Annotated in this window: 15 protein-coding genes and 1 tRNA gene; 5 read left to right on the top strand and 11 right to left on the bottom strand. The window is 65.0% G+C overall.

Annotated features, from left to right (window positions below):
* Positions 1–118 precede the first annotated feature (118 nt).
* Positions 119–1,819 (top strand): Hsp70 family protein, encoded by a 1,701-nt coding sequence (locus tag AC1DRD_RS20710; RefSeq protein ID WP_478042863.1) that lies wholly within the window; start codon positions 119–121, stop codon positions 1,817–1,819.
* A complete protein-coding gene (locus AC1DRD_RS20705; protein WP_478042862.1) occupies positions 1,816–3,852 on the top strand; it encodes a hypothetical protein in 2,037 nt (678 codons plus the stop codon). Before AC1DRD_RS20710 ends, AC1DRD_RS20705 begins: the two co-directional genes overlap by 4 nt.
* A 15-nt stretch (positions 3,853–3,867) precedes the next feature.
* Here AC1DRD_RS20705 and AC1DRD_RS20700 read toward each other — a convergent pair whose 3' ends face one another.
* The 7 genes from AC1DRD_RS20700 to pnuC all read right to left on the bottom strand — a co-directional run bounded on the left by AC1DRD_RS20700 (position 3,868) and on the right by pnuC (position 10,747).
* Entirely contained in the window at positions 3,868–5,037 is a 1,170-nt protein-coding gene (locus AC1DRD_RS20700; RefSeq protein WP_478042861.1) for a glycosyltransferase, read from the bottom strand.
* Positions 5,037–5,984: a hypothetical protein gene (locus AC1DRD_RS20695; RefSeq protein WP_478042860.1), complete on the bottom strand. Its 948-nt coding sequence runs from the start codon at positions 5,982–5,984 to the stop codon at positions 5,037–5,039. Before AC1DRD_RS20695 ends, AC1DRD_RS20700 begins: the two co-directional genes overlap by 1 nt.
* Positions 5,985–6,030: 46 nt before the next feature.
* Positions 6,031–6,789, bottom strand: coding sequence for a DUF2334 domain-containing protein (locus tag AC1DRD_RS20690; RefSeq protein ID WP_478042859.1), 759 nt, complete (start codon positions 6,787–6,789; stop codon positions 6,031–6,033).
* 110 nt (positions 6,790–6,899) lie between these two features.
* Positions 6,900–7,580, bottom strand: coding sequence for a spermidine synthase (locus tag AC1DRD_RS20685; RefSeq protein ID WP_478042858.1), 681 nt, complete (start codon positions 7,578–7,580; stop codon positions 6,900–6,902).
* A 145-nt stretch (positions 7,581–7,725) separates the two neighbouring features.
* Positions 7,726–9,537 (bottom strand): translation elongation factor 4, encoded by a 1,812-nt coding sequence (lepA, locus tag AC1DRD_RS20680; protein WP_066807655.1) that lies wholly within the window; start codon positions 9,535–9,537, stop codon positions 7,726–7,728.
* Positions 9,538–9,611: 74 nt separating this feature from the next.
* Positions 9,612–10,145, bottom strand: coding sequence for an AAA family ATPase (locus tag AC1DRD_RS20675; RefSeq protein ID WP_478032235.1), 534 nt, complete (start codon positions 10,143–10,145; stop codon positions 9,612–9,614).
* Positions 10,142–10,747 (bottom strand): nicotinamide riboside transporter PnuC, encoded by a 606-nt coding sequence (gene pnuC / locus AC1DRD_RS20670; protein WP_478042857.1) that lies wholly within the window; start codon positions 10,745–10,747, stop codon positions 10,142–10,144. The genes AC1DRD_RS20675 and pnuC overlap by 4 nt, the downstream gene beginning before the upstream one ends.
* A gap of 248 nt (positions 10,748–10,995) precedes the next feature.
* Here pnuC and AC1DRD_RS20665 point away from each other — a divergent pair, with 248 nt between their 5' ends.
* From AC1DRD_RS20665 to AC1DRD_RS20655, 3 genes are all read left to right on the top strand, one after another.
* Positions 10,996–11,742, top strand: a complete 747-nt coding sequence (locus tag AC1DRD_RS20665) for a CsgG/HfaB family protein (protein WP_478042856.1) — start codon at positions 10,996–10,998, stop codon at positions 11,740–11,742.
* Between the two features lie 256 nt (positions 11,743–11,998).
* Complete coding sequence (locus tag AC1DRD_RS20660) at positions 11,999–13,297, top strand: FAD-dependent oxidoreductase (RefSeq protein WP_478042855.1); 1,299 nt, start codon at positions 11,999–12,001, stop codon at positions 13,295–13,297.
* Between the two features lie 136 nt (positions 13,298–13,433).
* A tRNA-Pro gene (locus tag AC1DRD_RS20655) sits at positions 13,434–13,510 on the top strand.
* 163 nt (positions 13,511–13,673) lie between these two features.
* On the opposite strand, the gene AC1DRD_RS20650 is transcribed toward AC1DRD_RS20655, so the two are convergent.
* From AC1DRD_RS20650 to AC1DRD_RS20635, 4 genes are read right to left on the bottom strand one after another with little or no spacing between them, the layout of a single operon-like run.
* Positions 13,674–16,175 carry an ABC transporter permease gene (locus AC1DRD_RS20650; protein WP_478032230.1) on the bottom strand — a complete coding sequence of 834 codons (2,502 nt, stop codon included), beginning with the start codon at positions 16,173–16,175 and terminating at the stop codon, positions 13,674–13,676.
* Positions 16,176–16,185: 10 nt separating this feature from the next.
* Complete coding sequence (locus AC1DRD_RS20645) at positions 16,186–18,693, bottom strand: ABC transporter permease (protein ID WP_478042854.1); 2,508 nt, start codon at positions 18,691–18,693, stop codon at positions 16,186–16,188.
* Between the two features lie 10 nt (positions 18,694–18,703).
* A complete protein-coding gene (locus AC1DRD_RS20640) occupies positions 18,704–21,139 on the bottom strand; it encodes an FtsX-like permease family protein (RefSeq protein ID WP_478032227.1) in 2,436 nt (811 codons plus the stop codon).
* Between the two features lie 31 nt (positions 21,140–21,170).
* Entirely contained in the window at positions 21,171–21,851 is a 681-nt protein-coding gene (locus AC1DRD_RS20635) for an ABC transporter ATP-binding protein (RefSeq protein WP_478042853.1), read from the bottom strand.
* Positions 21,852–21,854 lie beyond the last annotated feature (3 nt).

The following is a 21,854-nucleotide window of genomic DNA, read 5'->3' as shown; positions in this document are numbered from 1 at the left end:
GGATGCGCGTCGTGGCACTGCCCGCGTCCGCCTTCAAGTGGGTGCTTGCGCTACCGGACTGAAGTCAGCATTAAAACTGCGCGGCCGTTCTGGCCGTCTGGTTCGGGGGCGTATCAGCGTGATTGTCGGAATTGATCTGGGCACGACCAACAGTGCCGTCGCGATCTGGCGCGACGGCGAGGCAAAGTTGATTCCCAATGCCTTGGGCGATTTCCTGACGCCCTCGGCGGTCAGCATCGGCGAGAAGGACGAACTGATCGTCGGTCTGCCCGCGCGCGACCGGCGCGAGACCCATCCCGGCCGCACCGCAACTGCTTTCAAGCGGCTGATGGGCACGCAGCAACGCACCAAGCTCGGCCGCCATTTGTTCGATCCCGAACAGCTTTCCGCGTTAGTCCTGGGCAGTCTCAAGGCCGACGCCGAGGCGTTCCTGGGTGAGCCGGTGACCGAAGCGGTGATCACCGTTCCTGCTTATTTCAGCGATCGCCAGCGCAAGGCGACGCGACGCGCGGGGGAGCTGGCCGGACTCAACGTCCGTCGTCTACTCAACGAACCGACTGCGGCGGCGCTTGCGTACGGCCTCCAGGATCGCGGCGAGAAGGAGCCGTTCCTGGTGTTCGACCTGGGCGGCGGAACGTTCGACGTCTCTATCGTCGAAATTTTCGACGGGATCATCGAAGTTCGCGCCTCGGCCGGCGACAACCGGCTGGGTGGAGAGGATTTTAACGAGGTCGTCGTCGATTTGGCGCGCAACGCCCTGCCGAGCGGCTTGATCGACCCGGATCTGCCGCAGGTCACCGAACTGATGCGCGCCGCGGCGGAGCGAACGCGCCGGGCGCTGAGCGATCGGGACAGCGCCGATTTCGTCATCACCATCGGCGACCGCCAGGAAAGGGTGGAGATCGCTGCCTCCGCGTTCGACAAAGCGGCGGAGCCGCTGATCGCCCGGCTACGCGATCCGGTGCTGCGCTCGTTGCGCGATAGCGGTATCGTGGCGGAAACGTTGAGCGAGGTTGTGATGGTCGGCGGCGCCACGCGCATGCCAATCGTGCGCCGCGCGGTAACGAAGATGTTCGGTCGCTTTCCCGACGCGACGATCAACGCGGACTATGCCATCGCGCTCGGCGCGGCGGTCCAGGCCGGGCTGCTCGGCCGTGACGAGGCGCTCGACGAGGTCAGGCTGACCGACGTTTGCCCGTTCACCTTGGGCGTGAACAATGCGGTCCGCGACGCGCGCGGCGGGATGCAGACCGGCATCTTCTCACCGATTATCGAACGCAACACGCCGATCCCTGCCAGTCGGGTCAACTCTTATCATACGATCAGTGACAACCAGCAGACGATCGTCTTCGACATCTACCAAGGCGAGGCACGCGAGGTTAAGCATAATATCAAGCTCGGCACGATGCGCATCCCGGTGCCGCCCAAACCCGCAGGTCACGTCACGGTCGAATGCCGCTTCAGCTACGACACCAGCGGCCTGCTGGAGGTGGACGTCACCGTCCCGGATGCCGATCTCACCTATAATCTGGTCATCTTCGACGAGCATGCGGCGATCGCCAACCAGCAACTCGAACAGCGTCGCGCCGTGCTCGCGCAGCTCAAAACGCACCCACGCGACCACGCCATGAACCAGGCGGCGCTCGCCCGCGCGGCGCGTTGCTACGAGTCATTCATCGGGGACCGGCGCGAGATGGTCGCGAAATGGATTCTGGAATTCCAGACCGTCCTCGACGCGCAGGATCCGCGTGCGATCGATCACGCCCGCCAGCAGATGACCGGCATTCTCGACCAACTGGAAGGCGAGCGCTTCCTGTGAACGAGTGGATTTGGGACACGCTGGAGATCGCGCCGACCGACGAGGTCGCCACGATCCGGTCCGCTTATGCGCACGCGCTCAAGAAGATCGATATGGATAGCGAACCGCAGCGCTTCATCGCGCTTCGCAACGCGCGCGACTATGCGATCCATGAAATCCGGCAGGCGGCCAATGCCCGCCGTGTCGAAGCGGCAGAGGCCGATCAAGCGGCGCCTGCTGCCGACGGTGCCGAAGCGGGAGCTGAGACCAACGTCGGGACGCTCGCCAACCAACGCCCATCCGCCGACACGCCCGTCCTGCCCCAGGGTACTTTTGAGGATTTGTTCTCGGCGTTGGCGGCACTCCTCGCGCCGGGCCAGGACGACGTCCACGCACCAACCGTTGATACCCCGAACGCGCTTTCCTATTTCAATGCCATTCTGGCCAATGAGCGTCTGCAGGATCTCGCCTTTCGCGTTCAGGCCGAAACCCGGCTCGCGAATCTGATCGCAGCCTCTCTGCCACGATCGGAATCGCTGGTGAAACCCGCGATCGCCGCGTTCAAATGGGTCGGCCCGGCGCGAATCGACACGCCGCCGGCGATAGCAGCGCTTCTCGACGCGGCGCAGTCGATCGACGATCACCGCGCGGCCAATCAGCAAGTCGCAACCGCACGCCCGATCGCCGCCGCACCAGCAAATCCCGAAGCGGCGGTCGATGCCGATCTCTATTCCGGCCACTATAATGCGCTCGCTGCACTGTTCTTCCCGCAAATCGAGAACCCGCCGAGCCTGACACCCGAAGAAAAGATTGCCGCGCGCGCGCACTTCTCGATCCTCATCGCAGACCCGCGAATGGAACTGGTCACCTTCCGCGTCGGAGCGGAAGCCCAGTTCGCACAGTTGATCGCCTATTCGATCCCGCGGTCGGACTGCGTCGTTCCAACCGCGATCGACTTCTTCGAATGGGCCAACTCCGATGGTCGAGTCGACCAGCCGGACATGATCGCCTACATCCTAAACCGGGCCCGCGGCATACGCTTTCTCGATGCGGTCACGGCGACCGATCACCCGCTTCATGCCGCCTGGACGGAGCTGACAACGCCGCTGGGCGACAAAAAGCGACCGGCCGTCTCGGTCCCGGTGGCCACAGTGCACCATCTACTCACCGCAATCCGTACCGAGCAGCCCTTAATCGAGCGCGATCTCGATCCGGCGCGCGTGGCGATGTGGGATGAGAAGCTGGCGAAATACGGCTCGTCAGCCGGCCCGCCCCGGCAGTCCGGACGACGCATCCCGTTATGGGGGTTAGCGGGCGCCGTCTTCCTGATTATCTCGATTTTGGGCCAGCTCGCCAAACCGTCGGATGAGCCCGCGAACACCGGCGGTACGCCGACGACCTTGGTCGGCGATCGCAGCAGCGTGCCCGACGCGATGGCGGGCAGTGCCGTTGACATAGATCCTGTGCTGGCGGAGATCGGTGGCAGCGACCTGTCACTTCTGACGCTGCGCGACAAGAATGCCGCGCTGTCCACCCAGCTCGATAGCAAATGGCTACAGGCGCGGGACGAGCGGCAATCGCTGTCCGATTTCCAAAAAGCGCTCGAGAAATTCCTCCTCGACAGAGTGGCGCTGACCGTCGCCAATGCGAGCGATGCCGAGCTGATTGCCGATTATCAACGCCAGCGGCTGGACACGTTCAAGACGTTGCGGTCCGGTGCGCCAAGCGACTGTGTCGAACTCGCGCGGCCGGGCAAGGTCGCGGTCAACGATGTGCCCGTCAATTTTTCCGACCAGCGCAAAGCGCTTTACGCGCGAATCCTCGAGCGCGACGACATCGTGCCCGCCGCCGCCCCGCCAGTTGCATTGCCACTCGCTTCCAGCTGGATCTCAACCGCGGGACAGAGGATTGGCGTCCCGCCCGCCCGAATGCAGGCACTGCTCGACGGCAGGGTCGGCAGCTATAACGACCAATGCGACGCGCGGATCGCCGAATTCGAAACATTGCTGGCGCTCCCGTCGCGCGCCAGCGTGTCTCTGCTCCGGTCGATATAAACGATCAATCGGCGGTCAGGCCGCCGCACGCGCGACCGATCGCTCGTAGACCGCAAACAGATCGCTGAAATGCGCGTCCATCAACCGCACTTGCGGTGCCAGCGCCGCCGCGCGCCCGCGTTCCCCCTGAAGATCGTCGCCAAGATAGGCGGTCAGCCGCTCGCCGAGATCGCGTGCGTCGCACGCGGCATAGCGGATACCGCATCCCGGGCGGTGATGGTCGGCGGCACCGCCGCGATCGGGCAGGATCAGCGGCAGACCGCTTGCCGCCCCCTCTGCTGCGACCATGCAGAACGTCTCCGCCTCGCAGCCATGGATCAGCGCGTCGGCGCTGGCCAGCATCCGCGCCAGCCGGTCGCGATCGGTGATCGCCGGGGCGACGATGATATGGGGCGACCCGCGCGTCGCGCGAATCACCCGCGCGCGGTCGCGTCCGGCGCCGAACAGGACCAGACCGACGGCATGGTGCGATCCCGCCGCCAGCACCGCCTCACAGATCATCGGCCAGCGCTTCTCGGGCGCCATGCGACCGAGCCCGACCAGCAAGGTCGCCTCGGGCGGCAGGCCGCATTGTTCGAGCATCTCGCCGCGCAGATCCTCGTCGCGCAGATCGGGCGAGAAGACGTCCGGCTGCACGCCCATCGGGATGGTCTGGGCCTTGGCCACCCCGCCGGCGCGCAGTCGCTGCGTGAGGTCATCGCTGGCGCTCACCACGAAATCGAACTGGCGATCGAGTTTGCGCAAATGCCGCCAATACCATTCGAGCCGGCGGTCGATCGTCGGGATCGAGAACATCCCCTGCAGCCAGCGATAGGGATAGGCCGACAGGAAATCGCAATGCATGATCAGCGCACGCGGGGCGTCGCCGCGCCACTGCCCGACCATCGATGCGCTGGTCCAGGGCGAGGCGACCTCGACCAGATCGGGCCGCCACTGGTCGAGCGCGGCGTGCAGCCGGTCCTGATCGTCGAAATAATGGTAATTGCGATCGAGCGGAAACGGCGCCGCGGCGATCGTCGCGAGGATCGCGCCGGGGGCTACTTCCTCGATCCGGTCCTCGTCGCCGGGCGCAAGAATGACGATTTCATGCCCTGCGCGCGGACCCGCCTGCAGCTTGCGCTCGACATAGGTTTTCACGCCCCCGCCGGCGGGGGTGTAGAAGGCGCAGACGTCGACAATGCGCATCAGCGTGCCTCGATGTGCAGGGCTTCGCGCGCCAGGTCGGCGATAGCGAGCGCAGCGCCGATCACGACCTGCCCAGCGAAGAGCACGCCCGCGACCAGGGCGACCGTATCGGCGACGTCGGGCACGTCGTGCAGCATGCCGGCGGCGAGGCCGGCAAACACCAGATCCTTGTTGGGCAGAAACGGCAGGCGAGTGACGAACTGACGCGCCGCTGACAGCAGCAGCCACCAGCCTACGGACACGCCCGGCATGACCATTGCCCACAGCAATCCGAACATCAGCGTCACGGCAACCGACCGCGCCGTGTGGATCGCCGCGATCCGCCAGAATTGGGCGCGCGACAGCGCGAACAGGCGATGACGGAACAGCATCACCGCCATCGACGAGGCGACCAGGAGCACGCCCGACCACAGGACGTGCGGGTTCATGACGCCGAATTCGAGCGGCCCGGGTACGGCGATCGCCGCCAGCAGCAGGGCCAGGGTGACGATATTGCCGGCCAGCGCCGACAGCACCGCGACGTCGCGCACTGCCCCGAAGGGCGAGCCGGGGATCGACGCGTTGCGGCGTGCCCAGAGGTAGAATTGCAGCTCGCCCGAATAGCCGAACAGCAATTCGTTCGATGCCGACTTGCGGAGCAAGGCGGTGAGCCCGCCGACCAGCGGCAACGGCCACAGCCCGCGGAAGATGATATAATCGGCGATCGGCTGGATCGCGAGCAGCAGCGCCATGCCTACCCAGAAGCCGGCCGATACCGGCAGCAGCTGATCGAGCGCGATCAGGTCGGCTCGACCCAGAACGCGTGCAACGACGAAAATGATCGCGATCGAGAGGATCGGCCCCGTCCAACGAAGCCAGGGGGCAGCAGCGCGATCCCCCGCGCTTCGTGCCCAATCGGCAACCGTGGCGGCCTCCATTCCGCGTACGGCCCGTGACATGTCGTTCATTCGATCGTACCTTACCCGTCCCTTTCCCGTGTTGGTCTCTGGCCGCTCACGCCCCCATGGCCGGCAGAAGTTCGCTGTACCGCGCAAAACGCGCCCCGCGCGACAAACTGGCAACCGTGCGCGCGATACTGTCGGTCAGTGCCGGTACGTTGGTGTCTCCAGGATGAACGGCGAGGCGCATCCATGGACGGCGCGGCAAAGCGGCGCGCGCCACAGCCGCGACGGCGAGCGACGAGGCGATCCGCCAGCGGCTGCGGCTGGCCCAGGTGATCACCGGTCCCTTGGCGACGACCTCACCGGTCGCGGGACGCCACACTTTCATATGATCCTCGGCCAGCGCGAAGCCTTCCTCGCCCAGCGCCTGCATCGCGCCCTCGCCATAGAGCCAGGCGGGGGCGATGAATCCGGTCGCCGGTCGGCCGATAATGTCCTCGATCAGCTTGCGCCCATCGGCCATCCGGCTGCGCGCGGTATCGTGATCGAGGCCCAGAAACTCCCCCTCGCCCGCGGTCATCCGCTTCGCCTTGAACTTGGCCAGCGCGCCGTCATGCTCGCTGCGGTCGAGGTGGAACCAGCCATGGACGAACATGTCGACCCCGGCGTCCGACCAGGCCCGCAGCCGCGAGGCGAAGGGCGTGCCCCCGCGGATCGGTGAATCGCCCCAGTGATCGGGCACGACCAGCATCGCATAACGCGGCGCCGGCATGTCGCGCGAGACGAGCTCGGCGAGCCGATCGACCTTCCCCTCGAACTTCGGGGAAACGTCGTGGATCGAAACTAGCAGGGAGGGTTCTGGGCGGGGCATAAGGGAATGGGCAACAGCGTCGCGTCGGGTTGCGCGCCGCTAGGCCCGTTTCGGGTGGACCGCAAGTGCAGGAATGTCGCAGCCTGTCGCCGCGATTTGCACGCGGAAAGCTAAGCGGCGCTGCGCGTCCCGAACCAGAGCACATGCCGCGGGCCCTTGCCGTTGCTGCGGGCGCGGGTCACGACCTCGTCCACAACGAACCCACATGAGCCGAACTTGCGGGCGAACCGCGGATCGGGCGCCGCCGACCAGATCGCCAGGATACCGCCCGGGCGCAGCGCGCGCCACGCCGCTTCGAGGCCGCGTTCCGAATAGAGCCGGCCGTTGCTCGGGCGGGTCAGCCCGTCGGGGCCATTGTCGACGTCGAGCAGAATGGCGTCATATTGGCCTTGCCCGGTGTCGATCAACGCCGCCACGTCGTCGCCGACGACGCGGACGCGCGGGTCGTCGAGGCAGCCGGCGGCGAGCTCGGCCATCGGTCCCCGCGCCCAGTCGATGATCTCTGGCACCAGTTCGGCCACCGTCAGCCTGGCATCGGCGCCGAGCGACCGCAGCGCAGCGCGCAAGGTGAAGCCCATGCCATAGCCGCCGATCAGCAGATGCGGCGCCTTGCGGGCACCGAGGCGTTCGCACGTCGCGGTCGCCAGCACTTCCTCCGATCCGCTCATCCGGCTGTTCATCAGCTCGTTGCGATCGAGCACGATCATGAAATCGGCGCCACGGCGGAACAGCCGCAGCTCGTCATTGGTGCCGGGGATGCGCGCGACATCGATTAGTTCGCGGGGGATCATATGGTGTTTTCCTCGTCACCCCGGCCTTGTGCCGGGGGCCAAGGTGCCGCGATGGAAGTCATTGAACCTCTTGCCTTTCGGCCTGCCGCCCGTTGGCCCCCGGCACAAGGCCAGGGTGACGGCTGGGACGGACGCGCGGTTAGCCTCAGCTCTCGTCACCCATCCTGAGCGCGGCGATGAAGGCTTCCTGCGGAATCTGCACGCTGCCATATTCGCGCATGCGCTTCTTGCCTTCCTTCTGCTTGTCCAGCAGCTTGCGCTTGCGACTTATATCACCGCCATAACATTTGGCCGTAACGTCCTTGCGCATAGCGGCAATCGTCTCGCGCGCGATCACCTTGCCGCCGATCGCCGCCTGGATCGGGATCTTGAACAGATGGCGCGGGATCAGGTCCTTGAGGCGCTCGCACATGCCGCGCCCGCGGCTTTCGGCGGTGCCGCGATGGACGATCATGCTGAGCGCATCGACCGGCTCGTTATTGACCAGGATCGACATCTTGACGAGGTCGCCCTCGCGATAGCCGATCTGATGATAGTCGAAGCTGGCATAGCCCCGGCTGATCGACTTCAGGCGATCGTAAAAGTCGAACACCACTTCGTTGAGCGGCAATTCGTAGGTCACCTGCGCGCGGCCGCCGACATAGGTCAGGTTCTTCTGGATGCCGCGCCGGTCCTGGCAGAGCTTGAGGATCGAGCCGAGATATTCGTCGGGGCAATAGATCGTCGCCTCGATCCACGGCTCGCTGATCAGCGCGATCTTGTTGGGATCGGGCATGTCCGCCGGGTTGTGCAGCTCGATATGGCCCTGCCCGTGGGTCAGCTCGATCTGATAGACGACCGACGGTGCGGTGGTGATCAGGTCGAGATCGTATTCGCGGGTCAGCCGTTCCTGGATGATCTCCAGATGCAGCAAGCCGAGGAAGCCGCAGCGGAAGCCGAAGCCGAGCGCGGCCGAGGTTTCCATCTCGAACGAGAAGCTGGCGTCGTTGAGGCGCAACCTCGAAATGCTCTCACGAAGCTTTTCGAAGTCATTGGCATCGACAGGAAAAAGGCCGCAGAACACGACCGGCTGGACTTCCTTGAAGCCCGGCAGCGGCGCGGTCGCAGGACGCTTGGTATCGGTCAGGGTGTCGCCGACCCGCGCTTGCGCCACGTCCTTGATCTGCGCGGTGATGAAGCCGATCTCGCCGGTGCCGAGCTCGGTCAATTGTTCGATCTTGGGCCGGAAACAGCCGACACGGTCGACCAGATGCTGGGTGCCGGCCTGCATGAAGGTAACTTGCTGGCCCTTCTTGAGCACGCCGTCGATCACGCGGACCAGAATGACGACGCCAAGATACGAATCGTACCAGCTGTCGACCAGCATCGCCTTGAGCGGCGCGGATGCGTCGCCCTTGGGATGCGGGATGCGCTGGACCACCGCCTCGAGCACTTCGGCGATGCCGATCCCCGATTTGGCCGAGGTCAGCACCGCGTTGGAGGCGTCGAGCCCGATCACTTCCTCGATTTCGGCCTTGACCTTTTCCGGCTCGGCCGCGGGCAGGTCGATCTTGTTGATCACCGGCACGATCTCATGGTCGTGCTCGATCGACTGATAGACGTTGGCGAGCGTCTGCGCCTCGACCCCTTGCGCCGCGTCGACCACCAGCAGCGCGCCCTCGCACGCCGCCAGGCTGCGCGAGACTTCGTAGGCGAAGTCGACATGGCCCGGCGTGTCCATCAGGTTGAGCGTATAGGTCTCGCCGTCCTGCGCCTTGTAGGACAGGCGCACGGTCTGTGCCTTGATGGTAATCCCGCGCTCGCGCTCGATGTCCATATTGTCGAGCACCTGCTCGGACATCTCGCGCTCGGACAGGCCGCCAGTTGCCTGGATCAGACGATCGGCAAGCGTCGACTTGCCATGGTCGATATGAGCGATGATCGAGAAATTGCGGATTTTGTCGAGCGGCGTGGACACGATGATCTTTGCAATGAAGAGGGATTTGCCGCGCCGATAGCAGGCATGCGGCCAAACGCCAAAGGGCAAGGACCCTAAGCGCCTGAGAGTGACTTCTCGGTGCCGAGGATGGCGCGAAGCGCGGTCAGATAGCGCTGATCCCCCTCTCCACTCACCATCGTCCAGCGCACGCCGCGGCGTTCGAGCACTTCCATCGACAGTTCGTAGAAGCGTCGGCGCTTTTCCGGCGTGCCGAACATTCGCGTGCCGTCGTCCACCCAGGGAAGGTCGATGTCGAACAGCAGATAGAGATCGGCGAAGCCGTTCCACGAATCGAACCATTTGTCGTGGCGGCCGAACAGCATCTCGGCCCAGACCTCGGTCATCAGCGGGTCGGTGTCGAGGATGACCGGCGTCCGCCCGCTGGCGATCGCCTGGCGCGTCTGGGCGTCGTGCGCCTGGGCGATCGCGACGAGATCGGCCATCGTCCAATTGGTGCCGAACGCCTCGGTATAGGTGCGGCCATATTCGACCACGCAGGCCGAGCCGAAATGGCGCGCCAGTTCGGGCGCCATCGTGGACTTACCGGTGCTTTCTGGACCGTGGAGGCAGATCGAGCGGAGCTTCATGCCGCCGCCCTTTGCCGCGCGGCGTTCCAACCCGCCAGCCCCAACAGCGAAATAGCGAGCAGCACGACGTAAAGCGCGGTGGTAATCCACAGTCCCTTCGCCGCGTACAGCCCGATCGACAGGATGTTGGCGGCGATCCACAGCCACCAATTTTCCAGCTTGCGCACCGACATCAGGATCTGGGCGGCAACGCTGGTCATCGCCACCGAGGCATCCCACCACGGCAAAGCGGCGTCAGTGAAGCGGTGCATCAGCCAGCCCCAAGCGCCGACTGTCACCAGAATGCCCGCCAGCCAGCCCAGCCGCGCGTTCGCGGTCAGTCGTTCCACCACGACCTCGCCCGCGTTGATTTCTGACCGCCGCCATTGCCACAAGCCATAGAACTGAACGACCAGAAAGAAGAGCTGTAGCAATGTGTCACTGTAGAGCTTCGCATGGAAGAACACGACGGCATAGATAGCGACGCCGACGATCCCGAACGCAAAATTCCAGATACTTCGCAGCGCGACCAGCACGACATTGGCGAGGATCAGCAGCGCGGCGACGCCTTCGATTGGCGACATCTCGCTCAAAAATTCGCGGACGATATCGAGCGATGCCATCGCCCCCGACGATAGCGCCGCGCATGTCGGCGGCAAGGATTTCCGTGCGGCCGCCAGCCGGAACCGGGCAAACCAATGACGGAAAATGCCTATTTCGGATCATCACGCTCTGCTAGATATGGATCAGGATGCAGGGCGGGTCGCATCTCCCGCATCGCCATGGACGCGTCACGGCAACAGCTGGGCACGTGCGAACTGGGTCATCCGCGCCGGACCGCTCGAGGGCACTGGCGCTTGGGGAGGTTTAGATGCGTAAGTTGATGATAGCAGCCGTTGCTGCCGCGATGGCGTTTTCCGTTTCGCCGGCGTTCGCGGGGCCCGACAGATCGTCGGGCCGCAAGGATCAGGATCGCGGCATGCGCGAAATGCCGCATTGCGCGAGGCCGCTCGGCACGATCGCGATGGTCGAGCCCGAAAACCAATGGTGGCGGCAATATAGCCTGGGCAGCCCCGAGGCGATCATCAAGGTGTTCGTCCAGGAATCGCATTGCTTCACGTTGGTCAATCGCGGCCGCTCGATGCAGAGCCGGGCGATGGAGCGCGCGCTGGCCGATAATGGCGAACTGCAGCGCGGGTCGAACATGGGCAAGGGCCAGGTCCGCGCGGCCGATTTCCTGCTCGAACCCAATATCGTCACGACGAACGACAATTCCGGCGGCAGCAATGTCGGTGGTGCGATCGGCGGCGTCCTCAGCCGGTTCGGCGGTGGCGGCGCTCGGGCGATCGGTTCGCTCGCAGGCGGCATCAACATCAAGAAGGGTGAAGCCAACGTCACTTTGTCGGTGGTCGATTCGCGCACCACCGAAGAGCGCGTCGTCGAGGGCTATTACCGCAAGACCGATGTCGGCTTCAGCGCGTCGACCAGCGCGAGCTGGTGGGGCGGCTTCGCCGGGGCCGGCGGCGGCGGATATCAGAACACGCAGATCGGCCAGGTCATCGTGCTCGCCTATCTCGACGCCTACATCAAGATGGTCGACCAGCTCGGCGGCCGGTAACAACGACACGATAGGTCTACTAACCCCTCTCCCGCGTGCGGGAGAGGGAGGGGCCCGCCGCCGTCAGGCGGTGGGAGGGTGAGGGTCTTCTTTCCTCTTCGGTTCGGTCAAAGAAGAAGAAAGAAGACCCTCACCCAACCCTCTCCCGTAAACGGGAGAGGGCTAATGTAATTTAACGCTTCCCCGCACAATCCAGGCCGTTGCCGATGACGGATACACGCCCTAAGCATCCCCTCCTGACCTATCAGGAGGGGCCATGCGTCACGTTGCGATCATCGGATCGGGTCCCGCCGGCTATTACACCGCGGAAGCGTGCCAGAAGCAGTTCGGTGACCAGGTCCGGGTCGACATCATCGACCGCCTCCCCGTCCCCTATGGCCTGATCCGCACCGGCGTCGCGCCCGACCATCAATCGATCAAGGGCGTATCGCGCCGCTATGAAGCGACCGCGCTGTCGGACAATGTCCGCTTCGTCGGCAACGTGACCGTCGGTACCGACGTCACCATCGCCGAACTGGTCGGCCTCTACGACGCCGTCGTCCTCGCGACCGGCGCGCCCGCCGACCGGCCGCTCGGCATTCCCGGCGACGATTTGCCCGGCGTGACCGGATCGGCGGCGTTCGTCGGCTGGTATAACGGCCATCCCGATTTCGCCGACCTCGCCCCCGTGCTGAGTGGGCCAGGCGTGGTGATCGTCGGCGCGGGCAATGTCGCGCTCGATGTCGCGCGCGTGCTCGCCAAGACCGGTGCCGAGTTTGCCGGCTCCGACATTGTCGGCCACGCGCTCGACTCGCTCGCGACGGCTTCGCACGAAAGGATCACCATCCTGGCGCGGCGCGGCGCGCACCAGATCGCGATGACCCCCAAGGAGCTTGGCGAGCTCGGCCATCTCGAACGCGCGGTACCCCATGTCGACCCGGCCGATTTGCCGCCCGAGGCCGAAGACGCCGCGCTCGAGCCGGGGCTGCGCAAGTCGGTGACGCATTTGCGCAATTTCGCGACGCTCGACGTGGCCAAGCCGATCACCATCGAGTTCGACTTTTACGCGATGCCGGTCGCGATCGAAGGCGACGGCAAGGTCGAGCGCGTCATCGTCGAACGCACCGTGATCGACCGGGAGGGTCGCGCCAATGGCACCGGCGAAACCTATGTCATTCCCGCTGCTTTGGTGGTGAGCTGCATCGGCTATCGTACCCCGCCGATCGACGGCGTACCCTATGACGCCAAGCTCGGCCGCTTCGCCAATGACGAGGGCCGGATCGCGCCCGGCCTCTACGCGGTCGGCTGGGCGCGGCGCGGGCCGACCGGGACGATCGGCACCAACCGCCCCGACGGCTTCATGATCGCCGAGCAGATCGCCGCCGACTCGCCTGACGATTACGGCAAGGAAGGCCGCGCCGGGCTCGACCTGTTGCTGCGCGACCGCAATGTCGACGTCGTGACGTTTCGCGATTGGCAGAAGATCGAGGCAGCCGAGATCGCCGCGGCGCGCGACGGTTCGCCTCGCGAGAAGTTTACCAGCATCGACGCTATGCTGGCGGCGCGGGGGATATAACCATTTCTCATCATCCCAGCCTTGCGCCGGCATGACGACAGGGGCTGCCGCACCGCGATGCGAGGCTTGCGCGACTCCTCTGCCATGGTTATAGGCGCCCCCTCGCACGGCCGGGCTTGCCCGGAGATGCGCCGGTCGGGGAATAGCTCAGCCTGGTAGAGCACTGCCTTCGGGAGGCAGGGGCCGGAGGTTCGAATCCTCTTTCCCCGACCAATTTTCCCGAAAAAGCGAACGTCCGGGGGACGTTCGCCGGGAAAATTCCCGAGCGATAGCGAGGGCGGATAGCCCGCCGCTCCTCAACATCCTGATGCCAGCATAAGAAAACGCCGGGACGTCTCCGCCCCGGCGCCGCAGTTTTCAGGCCCTCCCCTGAACCCTATTCGTAGCGCAACGCCTTGATCGGGCTCGCTTGCGCGACCCGGACAGCGTGGCCGGCGATCGTCCCCGCCGCGATGATCACTGCCAGCAAGCCTGCCTCGACGAACGGCAGCGGCGTCAGCGTCACTCGCGTGTCGAAGCCGTTGAGCCAGCCGCGCATCAGCCACCACGCAACCGGCCACGCCACCAGGTTGGCAATCAGCACCGGCCGGCTAAATTGCCACACGAGCAGCCGGACGATGTCGCGGGTGCGTGCACCGAGCACCTTGCGGATGCCGATCTCCTTGGTGCGCCGTTCGGCGGTGAATGCCGCCAGCCCGAACAGGCCCAGACAGCCGATCACCACTGCCAGGATCGCGAACATCCCGAACAATTGCGCGCTCTTCTCGTCGATATTGTAGAGATCGTGGACGATATCCTCGACGTACCTGGCGCTGAGCGGCACGTTGGGCACCGACCGTTTCCAGACCCGCTCGACCGTCGCCCGCGCGGCCTGCGGATCGCCGGTGAAGCGTACCATCATCTGATTGAACGCGCCGCCGGTGACATAATAATAGAGGATCGGCTGAACAGGATCGCGCGCCGATCGGTAACGCACGTCGGAGACCACCCCGACGATCGTCGCCATCACCAGGCCTGCCTCATTGCTGACCATCGGCGCCTGGATCTGTTTCCCCAGCGCCGCCGCGGGCGAGGCGAAGCCCAGCCGTCCGACCGCCGATTCCGACAGGATGATATTGGTGCCGCGCGCGACGAGCGCGCGTTCGGCATTGAGGTCGGGCGGGTTGGGTGTGGTCGAATCGTCCAGCGCGATCGCCTCGGAGAAATTGCGGCCGGCGATCACCCGCATGCCCAGCGTGTCGAAGGCATGCGTGTCGACGCCGTAAATGCCCAGCGTCACCGGCTTGCCGCCGGGCAGATTGACGTCAGTGGTGGAATTGTTGCCCGACGCAATGCCCAGAGACACGCGCGCGGCATCGACGATCCCGGGCTGCTTGCGCAATTCCTGAAGCAAGGTCGGCGCCACGGCTTCGACTTGCGCGCGCTGGATGCCGTTGAGCTGAAGCAGCCCCTGGCGCTTGTAGCCGGCATCGACATTCCGCGCATATTGCGTCTGTGCATAGATCACCGAGGTGCAGATGATCAGCCCGATCGAGACCGCGAACTGGGCGATCACGAGCAGGCTGCGCAGCCGCCCGCTACCTTCGGCATCGGCGGCCGACTTGTTGGCCTTGAGGATCCGCGCGGGCTCGAAGCGCGAGAGATAGAAAGCGGGGTAGAGTCCGCCCGCCAACCCGACCAACAGGGTCAGCGCGATCACCGGCAGCAAAAGGCCCGACATGCCAAAATAGCGGAAAGTCATATCGGCATCGAGGAACGCGTTGAGCGGCCGGATAGCGAGTTCGGCCAGTGCCAGCGCGATCAGCATGGCGATCGCCGACACCAGCATCGATTCTCCGACGAACTGGACGATCAATTGTTGGCGGCTGGCGCCCAGCACCTTGCGCAACGCCACCTCGCGAGCGCGCTGCGAGGCACGCGCGGTCGCCAGGTTGGTGAAGTTCATGCACGCCATGGCCAGGATCAGCAGCGCGACCACCCCGAAGGTCAGCACCGATTGGCGATTACCGTTGGGCCGCCCCTGCCCATTGCCTTTGCTAAGGTGGAGATCGCGCACATTGATCAGGTGGAAATTCTCGAATTGGCCCTGATTGGTCACCGGATTGCTGCCGACGTCGTCGGGGATGTTGCGCTTTTCCCAGGCCGGGAACTGCGCCTCGATCGCCTTGGGGTCGGTGCCGGGTTTCAGGCGGACATAGATTTCGCCGTTCGACCAGCTCCAGAAATTCACCACACCCGGTGTCTTGCGGAAATAATCGGTCGGATCGATCCGGACGACAGCGGTCATGTCGAAATGGCTGTTCTTGGGCAGGTCCTTGAACACGCCCGTCACGCGATAATCGGCGGTCATGTCGCCGCTGGCGACGGTGATCGTCTTGCCCAGCGGGTCGCTGTCGCCGAACCGCGCCTGAGCCTCGCTCTCGCTCAGCACGATCGAATGCGGATCGTCGAGCGCGGTCGCGGCGCTGCCCCGGACGAACGGCGCGCGGACGATGTCGAACAGCGGGCCGTCGGTGATGAGCGACTTCTTGGCGGCGGTCGGCGTGCCGTCCTGCAGGAACGTGACGTTTTGCGACGACGCCCACACCACCCGCTCGACCTGCGGAAAATCCTTCTTGAGCGCGCCGCCGGCGACATAGGCAGTGGTCAGCGACAAGCCCGGCTGCTGCCCTTGCGGCGAGGGCAGATATTCGGTCGCCAGCTCATAAGTGTTCTCGGCTTCGGGCAGCCAATTATCATAGCTGAATTCGTAGCGGACATAGGTCAGGATCAGCAGGCATGCCGCCAGCCCGATCGCCAGTCCGACGATGTTGATGACGGCATAAACACGGCTCTTGAGCAGAGCGCGGATGCCGACGGTCAGGTAATTACGCCACATCGGGGCTCTCCTATTCGTACCGCAAAGCGTTGATCGGGTTGGTCCGCGCGACGCGGATCGCGTGACCGGCGACGGTCGCCAGCGCGATGCCGAGCGTGAGCGCGCCGGCGACGGCAAACGGCGTCGGGCCGAGCGCGATCCGCGTGTCGAAGCCGTTGAGCCAGTCGCGCATCAGCCACCAGGCGACCGGCCAGGCGATCAGATTGGCGATCAGCACCGGCCGGCTGAACTGCCAGACCAGCAGTCGCACGATGTCGAGGGTGCGCGCGCCCAGGACCTTGCGGATGCCGATCTCCTTGGTGCGCCGCGCCGCGGTGAACACGGCGAGCCCGAACAAGCCCAGGCAGCCGATCACCACCGCGAGGATCGCGAAAGCGGCGAACAACTGGCCGCGCGCCGCCTCTCGTTCATATTGCTGGCGCACCAGGTCGTCGGCGAAGCTTGCCTTGAACGGCACGTCGGGAATCTGACGGCGCCACACCTGCTCGACCGCATCGCGCATCACCGCCGGCGCCACACCGGCATAGCGAACCGCGATCTGGCTGAACCCGTTGCGCTGCATGACATAAACGATCGGCTGCAACGGCTCGCGCAGCGACCGGAAACGGGCATCGGACACCACACCGACGATCGTGCACGGCACCTGGCCGAATTCGGGCAGCGTGAGCTTTCCCGACATCTGCTTGCCAATGGCGGCTTTGATGTCGGCGAAGCCCAGGCGATGCGCGGCACTTTCGCTGACGACGACGTTGAGCCCACGAGCGACGAGCGCCCGTTCGGCGTCCGGGTTGACCGGATGCGGTGTCGTTGCATCGTCACGGCCGTAGTTCAGCGAGAAGTCGCGACCCGCCAGGATCCGCATCCCCATCGCCTGGAAAAAGCCCTCCTGCACGCCATAGGTGCCGAGCTCGATCGCGCTCGAGCTGCCAGCCAGGAAGTAGGAGGTGATCGAATTGTTGCCCGGCGCGACCGCGATCTGCGTTCCCGCCGCGGCACGCACGCCCGGCAGCTTGCGGATCTGTGCCACCAGCGACCAGGCCTGGTCGTCCGTCACGCCGCGGAAGGACAGATTCTCGACCTGGAGCAGGCCGTCGCGGCGATAGCCGGCATCGATCGTGCGGGCGTAGACCGTCTGGGCGTAGATCACGCTGGTGCACACGATCAACGCGATCGACACCGCGAATTGCCCGATCACCAGCACGTTGCGCAGCCGGCCCGACCCCTGCGAGTCCGCGGCCGACTTGTTGGCCTTGAGGATCTTCGCCGGCTCGAACCGCGACAGATAAACCGCCGGATAAAGTCCGCCGACCACCCCGACCAGCAGCACCAGCGCGATGCCCGGCAGCAGGACGCCACCCAGCCCGAAATAATGCAACTGGATGTCGGCATCGAGGAAACGGTTGAAGAACGGCAGGATCAGCTCGACCGCGGTGAAGGCGACCAGCAGCGAGATCAGCGAGACCAATACCGATTCGCCGACGAACTGGACGATCAGCTGGCGCGGGCTGGCGCCGAGCACCTTGCGCAGCGCCACTTCGCGGGCGCGCTGCGACGCGCGGGCGGTGGCCAGGTTGACGAAGTTGACGCAGGCCATGCCGAGCACGAGCATCGCGATGATGGCGAAGGTCGTCACCGTGGCATTGTCGTTGCCCGGCGTCATCGCGCCATTCTGCGCCTTGCCAAGGTGGATATCGCGCAGGTTGACGAGCTTGTAATCCTGCCCGTCGCCAGGATTGTAGCGCTGGCCGTTGGTCACCGTGTCGGGAATGTTGCGCTTTTTCCACGCCGGGATCTGCGCCCTGATCGCGTCGATATCGGCGCCTGGCCGCAGCTTGAAATAGTGCCAGCCTTCCTGGTCGTCCCAATTGGTCAGTACCTGGGTCCGGTCGGCGAACTGAACGTCCATGTCGAACCGGGCGACCATCGCCGCGCTGAAGCTGCTGTTCTTGGGGATGTCCTTGAATATGCCGGTGACGCGGTAATCGACATTGCCCGCATTATCGACGACGGTCAGCGTCTTGCCGATCGGATCGGCATTGCCGAACCGCCGTTTCGCCTCGCTTTCGCTCAGCACCATCGAATGCGTGTCGTTGAGCGCGTTATGCGCATCGCCTTTCACGAACGGCACCTGGACGATGTCGAAGATGTTGCCGTCGACCATCCTGATCAGGCCCTGCGACGGTTCGCCGTCCTGGATCACGATCGGCGCAAAGCCGCGAACGAACACGACTTTCTCGATCTGCGGGAAATCCTTGGCCAAGGCACGACCCGCGGCGAGCGAGCTCATCTGCAGGTACATCTCCTCCCCGCCTTGCGGCGTGGGGTGATAATAGGTCTGCAGTTGGTACGCCTGATCGGTGCCCTTCAGCCAACCGTCATAGCTCTCTTCGTAACGGACGTAGAGCAGGATCAGCACGCACGCCGCCAGCCCGATCGCGAGGCCGAGGACGTTGATCGCCGCATAGACGCGGCTCTTGAGCAGCGAGCGGATGCCGACAATGAGGTAGTTGCGCCACATATGGCTTCTCCTATTCGTAGCGCAAAGCGTGGATGGGGTTGCGACGCGCAACGCGCACCGCCTGGCCAGCGACGGTCGCGACCGCGATGACAAAAGCGAGGCCACCGGCAATGAGAAACGGTGTCGGGGTGAGCGCGATGCGCGCGTCAAACCCGTTGAGCCAATCGCGCATCACCCACCACGCGGCCGGCCAGGCGATGAGATTGGCAATCAGCACGGGCCGGCTGAACTGCGCGACGAGCAGGCGGACGATATCGCGGCTGCGCGCGCCCAGGACCTTGCGGATCCCGATCTCCTTGGTGCGGCGCGCGGTGGCGAACGCGGCCAAAGCGTAGAGGCCGAGACAGGCGATCACGATCGCCAACAGCGAGAAGCTCGCGAACAACGCGGTGCGGGCACGCTCTGCGGCATAAAGGTCGCGGACGACGTCGTCGGTGAAGCGTGCCTCGAACGGGATTTCGGGCTCGAAATGTCGCCAGATCTTGGCGAGCGCAGCCATCACCTCGCCGGGCCGCGCGGCGGCATAGCGGACCAGTACCTGATTGGTGAGGCCAGGGTGATAGGCGTAGACGATCGGGTGGACCGCATCGCGCGCGGTGCCGAACCGCGTGTCCTCGACCACGCCGGCGATCGTCGCGGGCACCCTGGCTGCTCCATCGAACCAGACGTCGATGACTTGGCCGATCGCGGCTTGCGGCGCTTGGTATCCAAGCTTGCTCGCCGCCGCACGGTTGATCGCCACGTTGATCCCGCGGGTGGCGAGTTGGGCCGATGTCTCCTCCGCGATGCGATCGGCGGCCTGGCGATCGCCGAGCATTCGCCCGGCGAGCAGCTTTACATCCATGGTCTGCAGAAAATCGCCATCCACGTTGTAGACCGTCAGCGAGGCATATTGCGACGCACCAGGCGTGCGGGCGAGCCACACCATTTTCTGGGTCGCGTCGCCGGGGACGAATCCGGTCCGCCCCACCTTGGTCACCCCCGGGATCGCGAGCATCGCCCGTCGCGCGGCGTCATATTCGCTGCCCTGGGTGTAGCGCCAGGCGTTGGCGATCTGGATCAACCCATCGCGGCGAAAGCCGGGATCGACCTGTTCGACGAAGCGGGTCTGCGACCAGATCACCGCAGTACTGGTCACCAGGCCGATGGCGATGGCGAACTGGACGATGACGAGCGCCATACGCAGCCGTCCACTGCCGGCGGTTTCGGTCGAACCACGATTGCCGTTAAGCACGGGCGCCGGTTTGAACCTGCTCAGATAGAGTGCCGGATATAGTCCGCCGGCTAGGCCGGTAATCGCGAACAATGCCAGTACCGGAAGCAGCATGCCGTCCTTGCCCAGATAGCGGAGCTGCATATCGGCCCCCATCGCCTGTGCGACAGACGGCATCGCGAGCTCAGCGATCGCCATCGCGATCAGCACCGCCACCGCAGCAATCAGTACGTTCTCGGCCATGAATTGGGCGATCAGTTCGCGCCGCCGCGCGCCGAGCACCTTGCGCAACGCCACTTCGCGCGTCCGCTGGAGCGCGCGCGCGGTCGTCAGATTGACGAAGTTCATCACCGCCATGCCGAGCGTCAGCAGCGCGACGACGGCGAAAGTGACCAGCGCGCGCGGATCACCCGCCGGCGTAAGCGCTGCTTCCTGTGCCATGCCAAGATGGACGCCGGTGACCGGCTCCAATCGCAGGTCGAACACGTCGGCCATCGGCACGACGCGCTTCTCCCAGCCCGGGAGTGCCGCGTTCACCATCGCCGCGTCGGCACCGGCGCGCAGCTTGACGTAATGTATCTGGTCGAAATTGCCCCAACCGCGCCGCTCGACGGGCATGTTGGCGGCGTCGCCGCGATACATGATGCCGATACGCAGGCTGGTGTTGCGCGGAAGGTCGCGCAGCACACCGCTTATCTTATAGTCGCGCTTGCCAGAGCCCGCGCCGAGCGTGAAGCGCCTGCCCAGCACGTCGGCGGTGCCGAATTGGCGGATCGCCTCCTTCTCGGTCAACACGATCGAATTGGTGTCGGGCAAGGCAATCGCCGCCGACCCGTAAGCGAACGGCAGATCGAAGACTTTGAAGAAATTGCCGTCGACCGTCGTCGCGTCGATGAACACCGGCTGCCCATCGCGTTCGGTCACGGTCTTGCCCGCCGAAAGCGAAGTGACCGCTTCGACTTGCGGGAATCCGGCGGCAAGCTGTTCCCCGACCGGGAACGCGCTCGCCTGCGTCCGCACATCGGGCTGGCCGGGTGGGTGGATCGTCGTTTGGACCTGAAACAAGCGGCCGCTGTCCTTCAGCCAGCCGTCATAGCTCCGCTCGTACCGAATATAGCCGAGGATCAGCACGCAGCCGGCGAGCGCCAGCGCCAGCCCGCCGATATTGATCGCGGCATAGACGCGATTGCGCATCAGGATGCGGATCGCGATCAGCAGATAATGGCCGAGCATCGGTGCCAATCCTCTACCGCCCCGTTGCCGTTCAGGCCGCGCGGCGCCGTTCCTGGAGGATGCGGCCGTCGAGCATGTTGACCACGCGGCTGGCATAATCGGCGTGCGAGGGCGAGTGCGTGACCATGACGATGGTCGAGCCCTGCGCATTCAGCGTCTGGAGCATCTTCATCACTTCCTCGCCGTGATTGGTGTCGAGGTTGCCGGTCGGTTCGTCGGCCAGGATCAATTTGGGCTCGGCGACGAGCGCGCGGGCGACCGCGACGCGCTGTTGCTGACCGCCCGACAATTGGCTGGGGAAATGCCGCGCGCGGTGCGCGATGCCGACGCGGTCCATCACTTCCTCGGTGCGGCGGCGGCGCTCGGCAGCAGGCACTGAGTGATAGAGAAGCGCCAGTTCGACATTCTCGCGCACCGACAATTCGTCGACCAGATTGAAGCTCTGGAAGATGAAGCCGATCGACGCCTTGCGGACTTCCGCCAGCTTGGATTCGGACAGGCCGGCGACTTCCTTGCCGTCGAACACATAGCTGCCGCTGGTCGGGCTATCGAGCATGCCCATCAGGTTGAGCAGGGTCGACTTGCCGCAGCCCGACGGCCCCATGATCGCGACGAACTCGCCGGGCATGATGTCGAGGTCGATCGCGTCGAGCGCGGTGGTCTCAACGGTGTCGGTGCGGTAGGTCCGCGACAGCGCGCGCATATGCAGCATGGT

The sequence above is a fragment of the Sphingomonas sp. P4_G2 genome, assembly GCF_056401155.1.
The sequence above is the reverse complement of the archived record's forward strand: the minus strand, read 5'-3'. Positions and strand labels throughout refer to the sequence as shown.

Excerpts from the sequence above, each read along its gene's own strand:
- AC1DRD_RS20700 (WP_478042861.1), bottom strand. The coding sequence starts at position 5,037 with ATGCGCATTGTCGACGTCTGCGCCTTCTACACCCCCGCCGGCGGGGGC.
- AC1DRD_RS20695 (WP_478042860.1), bottom strand. The coding sequence starts at position 5,984 with ATGAACGACATGTCACGGGCCGTACGCGGAATGGAGGCCGCCACGGTT.
- AC1DRD_RS20690 (WP_478042859.1), bottom strand. The coding sequence starts at position 6,789 with ATGCCCCGCCCAGAACCCTCCCTGCTAGTTTCGATCCACGACGTTTCC.
- AC1DRD_RS20685 (WP_478042858.1), bottom strand. The coding sequence starts at position 7,580 with ATGATCCCCCGCGAACTAATCGATGTCGCGCGCATCCCCGGCACCAAT.
- AC1DRD_RS20675 (WP_478032235.1), bottom strand. The coding sequence starts at position 10,145 with ATGAAGCTCCGCTCGATCTGCCTCCACGGTCCAGAAAGCACCGGTAAG.
- pnuC (WP_478042857.1), bottom strand. The coding sequence starts at position 10,747 with ATGGCATCGCTCGATATCGTCCGCGAATTTTTGAGCGAGATGTCGCCA.
- AC1DRD_RS20665 (WP_478042856.1), top strand. The coding sequence starts at position 10,996 with ATGCGTAAGTTGATGATAGCAGCCGTTGCTGCCGCGATGGCGTTTTCC.
- AC1DRD_RS20660 (WP_478042855.1), top strand. The coding sequence starts at position 11,999 with ATGCGTCACGTTGCGATCATCGGATCGGGTCCCGCCGGCTATTACACC.
- AC1DRD_RS20650 (WP_478032230.1), bottom strand. The coding sequence starts at position 16,175 with ATGTGGCGTAATTACCTGACCGTCGGCATCCGCGCTCTGCTCAAGAGC.
- AC1DRD_RS20645 (WP_478042854.1), bottom strand. The coding sequence starts at position 18,693 with ATGTGGCGCAACTACCTCATTGTCGGCATCCGCTCGCTGCTCAAGAGC.
- AC1DRD_RS20640 (WP_478032227.1), bottom strand. The coding sequence starts at position 21,139 with ATGCTCGGCCATTATCTGCTGATCGCGATCCGCATCCTGATGCGCAAT.
- AC1DRD_RS20635 (WP_478042853.1), bottom strand. The coding sequence starts at position 21,851 with ATGCTGCATATGCGCGCGCTGTCGCGGACCTACCGCACCGACACCGTT.